Genomic DNA, 4784 nt, shown 5'->3' on the forward strand with positions numbered 1-4784 from the left:
AGTCAGGCAGCCCCGTGTTTCTGGTTACATTAATCTCTCGTAGTGGCAGTGTAGACCAACGCGCGTTGCCGCAAGACTACCCCCCGTATCTGACACGGGAACGAGGAGCGACATGATGAGTGTAATGGGTGAAAATTAGTGTAGTTTGGTCAATAAAATTTCACCAATTATACGTTAAGTTTCCGTAAACGCGCCTACCTTGCCCCAAATAACAACCTCCCCGTGAACAACTAGTTTCATAATATTTGTTAGTAATATTAGACATTGCCAATTGAGCGCGAAGCCCCCTCAAAATAGGAAATTGATCTCCAAAATCATAATGTGCTCCGACGTCGAATAAAACGTAGGATGGGACTTTGTATGATTCAACATCATCTGCATAAGTAAAACCTATACATCTCATACCCCAATTGATACCGAGGCCTCGGACAAGTTTTTTAGGCAACTTATAATCAGCAAAAACTGAAAACATATTCCGAGGGACATAGGGGACAAACTTTCCCTGCTCAGAGCGCGTCACTGTTGGTGAACAAGCCTTTCCTGTCTCCGGGCAAAATACCGTATTAGTATTATTGGAGTTTGCGAACCTGACATCCGTAAAGCTGTAAGATGCAATGACCCTTAAATCCTTAGTAATATTTGCATTGGCGGCAACCTCGAATCCTTGAGATTTGACCTGTCCTGCATCAGCACTGTAATCAGTATGAACTGAATCCGTGATAAGATAGTGATTTTCTTCGATGTGGAAGGCAGCCGCAGTCAACAGAATATCCCGGTTGGGCACTTTATACTTCAACCCAGCCTCAAGTTGCTTTCCTGTAAGCGGTGCAAAAGGACGTCCCAAATAGTCAGTTTGCCCCGTTTGAGGCACAAAGGACGTTGAATAACTAAAATATGGCGTTAATCCGAAATCAAAATTATAGATTATTCCACCCCTCCAGGTGAAAGCATGCGCAGGTTCGGGAGCATCGTTACCATAAGTCATGCTGCTCGTATTTTGACCCGCAGAATTATTATACGTGTATGTCGAATAACGACCTTTATAATTAACCCAATCCTCTCTACCGCCGAGAAGTATTGACAGTTTATGCCATTTAATCTGGTCTTGAAAGTAAACGCCTTCCTGAAAATAATCATAACGAGACGCTGTATCCCACCCGTTGCAGCCGGCAGAAGATGCTGAACTGAAGCATGGGGTATAATTGGTGCGGGGATTGTAAATATCCACGACCATCTCGGGAGAGGCGTTGTCTCTTTTGTAAGACCAGTTATCGTGATAATTTTGAAAATCTGAGCCTACCACCCATGTATGGCTGACTGGACCAGTGTTGAATTTCCCAAAGAGACGTGTATCCAGAGTTACAGTCTCCCAGGTATCCTGTATCCACTCTGGTCGAATATAAACTTGGCCGGGCACTTTCTGACCGTCCCAAAAGGTCTCTTTTCCATTAAAGTCACTTTTTTCCCATCTAAAAGTCTGGCTAAAATTCACAAATTTATTGAAATTATGATTGAACTGATACTCAAACATTGCATCAGTTGCTGAATTGGTATTCCAATTCGGCGTAGATAAAAACGTGCTTCGCGCTATTCTTCCATTAGGGCCGTCAATAAGCGTTCCCACGACAGGATAATGTGCAGCCGTTGTTATGCCAGTTCCTGGCGTATACATATAAGACCCAAGAAGCGTTAATGATGTTTTCTTATCGATATCCCATGTTATCGAAGGAAGAACTCCGACCCGTTTATAGTCTACATGGTCTGTTTGAGTTCCCTGCGTGACGCCAATAGCTGCAAGACGATAACGCACGTTGCCAGATTTGGTAATCTTGTCGCTCACATCTGCCGTAGCTTCGTAGCGTCCCCAATTGCCAAAACCTACAGATACCTGATGCAAAGGTGTTTCTGTGGGCTTTTTAAGACTCATCGCAATCATACCGCCAGGAGCGGTTTGACCATACATGACAGAGGCCGGGCCGTTGATCGCTTCAACCCGTTCGAGGAAATTTGTTTCACCTGCACTGACGGAATTACTCAACAAGCCATCAACAAATTGCGTGGTCGTGAACCCTCGCTGATAAATTGCGCCATTGCTATCAGCTGCAGATCCAGAAGCATTTGTTCCCAGTGTTCCAGAATATATCCCTGCGGTATATTTTAATGCGTCCTGAACACTTTGTGCCTGCTGGTCGATCATCTGCTGTTTTGTCACAACATATATCGAATTCGGAATCTCTGTTATTGATGTGTTAGTTTTAGTGCCGGCCATAGTATTTTCAGCAACATAACCCACACCCGGACCTGTTGGGTCTTGGCGTTCTATGCTTCCCCCAACCCGAACTGGGCCGAGAGTTATATTAGAGCTTGGCGATACAATAATCGTTTTTCCATCCTGAAGATGCCAAGACAGACCACTTCCACTCAAAAGCCGTGCCAACGCCTGATTGACTGTCAGTTTTCCAGACAACCCTACCGATTTTTCCCCGTCACAGATGCTGATGGAAAAAAAATATGAACACCGCTTTGATCGGCAGCTTGTGTTAAAGCGTGATCGAGATCACCACCTGAAACGTGAAATTCCACGGGACGGTCCATCGGGGTTTCCGCCCTAGCTCCTCCTGCCGTCATCAAGGTTAGGCTAACAGAACCCAACAGCGCCCCACGCCGAAGGGCGTGCCTGGCCGCCTCCAATATGATCATCCTCTGCCATCCTCGAAATCAATACCGCCGCGACAAAAGCGTCAGTTGTTAAGATTGCCTCTCAGTTTCAAGGACGATCTAGCAATGAGATCAGGCAGTAAGCCCGTAGGAATAATTTTGAAAATTTTTCAGAATGATTATTTTTCAAACACTTGGGCGGATAATAATCAGAAATGGTAAATGAGTAACCCGCGCGCCTGTCGCGGTGCCCAATGCAGCAAGAAGGGCTTCGTTATCGTCTATATCGAAAACCCCCGAGACCTCCATCGCCTTAAGGTCATCACTTACGACGACGACGCGACCGTGGCGGTACCGTTCAATTTCCGCTGCAATCTGGGCGAGTGGCTTCCGGTTAAAGATCAGTTTGCCACGCGTCCACGAGAACAGATCCGACACCGCGACTGCTTGCGGTGAACTGATAATGCCATCTCGGTATTTTACCGCCTGGCCTGCAGTAACTTGCTGCCGATCATCTCCAGCACGCACCAGAACAGTCCCATCCTGAACGCTCACCTGCGTCGTGCTGTCATCCTTCCTGAGCGCATAGACTGTCCCAACAGCTTCAGCCTCCCCCGTGCCGGAGCGGACGATAAACGGACGCGTCCGATCCTCCACTACATCAAACAGAGCCTCACCAGCATGCAGCGTAAGCCTGCGGAATTGAGGGCTGAAATGAACCGACAGCGCACTGGCCGTATTCAACCAGACTGTCGAACCGTCGCTCAGCCTGATATTGCGCCGCTCCCCCACTGCCGTGTGATAGGTTGCCAGAAACGACGCTACCGTTGCGACTAAGGCAGGGCCAATACCCCATGTCACTCCAGCAGCGGCAGCAGAACCGAGGAAAACCCTGCGACCAAACCGCCGCGCCCGCTGACGATAAGCAGGAGGCGCAAGAGCTGTTTCCGTCAGCTTGTATTCCTCGGCAGTCTGGGTACGGCCAATGTCCCCGAATAAAGCTTCAGCCTCTTTAGCTGCTTCTTCGTGAGCGGGGGAGCGCTGCCTCCAAGCCGCATAACCCTGCTGATCAGTATCGCTGGCAGCCCCTGAGTACAGCAGGACCAGCCATTCAATCGCTTCATCGCTCAGGGCAAGGCTGCGTGGCGTTCGTCGCGGTAAACGATCGCCCGAACTCTCAACCATCGTGAATGCAGCCCCATCTGCCGTTATATGCTCGTGACATCATACCGTCCCCTTCAAGCAGCCCCATACTTAAAGACGATATGGCACAACGAAACCGGCAGTGCAGAAAAGAAACTTTATTCGTCGTCCTGCCTGACATGATCACGGCAATGCTGTACGGCCAGCGTAACGTATTTAGAAACCATACTGACACTGATATGTAGACGCTCCGCTATCTCGACGTATCTAAGACCGTCCACTCGAACCATCAGAAGCGCAAGACGAGCCTTTGGAGGCAGACTACTCAGCACCGCATCCATAGAAGCCAGTCGATCCTGATCAATAACATGCTGTTCCTGAGAGGGCTGCGGATCAGCGATACCCTCCCCCGGCTCTTCATCCGACAGCCATACAGCCCTTCGACCTGACCTGCGATGCATGTCGAGCGCAAGATTTCCTGCAACACGGAAAATATAAGCCTTGTCATTTTCGACAATACTGTCCGCTACATTAGTCAGCCGGACATATGTATCGTGCGCAAGATCAGCGGCTTCCTCGACATCTCCGGTTCGGCGAAACAGAAAGCGTAGCAAATCCTGATAATGCTGTTCAAAGCTGTTAATCAGCCGTCCTCGCTTCTTGCCTTCTGTCATTCAAATCACCGTCCAAAACAATAGACGTTCTTTTGTGTGGCAGGATTCTGCTTTTAAGAACGGTTCGCATTTCTGCTTATGTCAGGACAATCTGGAAGGCAAGGAGAAGGTTCGCGGATCGGCTCTGTGCTGTGCGGTTCAAGCCGATTCCTGCCCTTCCCGGCCCTCTGGCTGCGTGCCTTGTGCGCAGGGTTGCTACGTGAGATTTCGCTTCCGAATGATTTCTATATGATTCCAGTTGGTGTTCTGGAACGCAGAAAGCCCGCTCGGGGAGCGGGCTAACTACTTGATTTCATTTGGTAATTTTGG

General features: G+C 48.8%; 3 protein-coding genes. All 3 read right to left on the reverse strand.

Annotated elements, in window-relative coordinates:
- Positions 1-160 precede the first annotated feature (160 nt).
- A complete protein-coding gene (locus tag JCM25146_RS21750) occupies positions 161-2467 on the reverse strand; it encodes a TonB-dependent siderophore receptor (RefSeq protein WP_242401187.1) in 2307 nt (768 codons plus the stop codon).
- Between the two features lie 377 nt (positions 2468-2844).
- On the reverse strand, positions 2845-3843 hold the full coding sequence (locus JCM25146_RS15340) for a FecR family protein (protein WP_025829121.1): 999 nt from the start codon (positions 3841-3843) through the stop codon (positions 2845-2847).
- A gap of 116 nt (positions 3844-3959) precedes the next feature.
- Entirely contained in the window at positions 3960-4475 is a 516-nt protein-coding gene (locus tag JCM25146_RS15345; protein ID WP_025829122.1) for an RNA polymerase sigma factor, read from the reverse strand.
- Between the last annotated feature and the right edge of the window lie 309 nt (positions 4476-4784).

The sequence above is a fragment of the Acetobacter okinawensis JCM 25146 genome (genome assembly GCF_000613865.1).
Classification (GTDB): domain Bacteria; phylum Pseudomonadota; class Alphaproteobacteria; order Acetobacterales; family Acetobacteraceae; genus Acetobacter; species Acetobacter okinawensis.

Bases quoted from the DNA above. Each gene is read 5' to 3' on its own strand.
- JCM25146_RS15340 (WP_025829121.1), bottom strand. From the start codon at position 3,843: ATGGTTGAGAGTTCGGGCGATCGTTTACCGCGACGAACGCCACGCAGC.
- JCM25146_RS15345 (WP_025829122.1), bottom strand. From the start codon at position 4,475: ATGACAGAAGGCAAGAAGCGAGGACGGCTGATTAACAGCTTTGAACAG.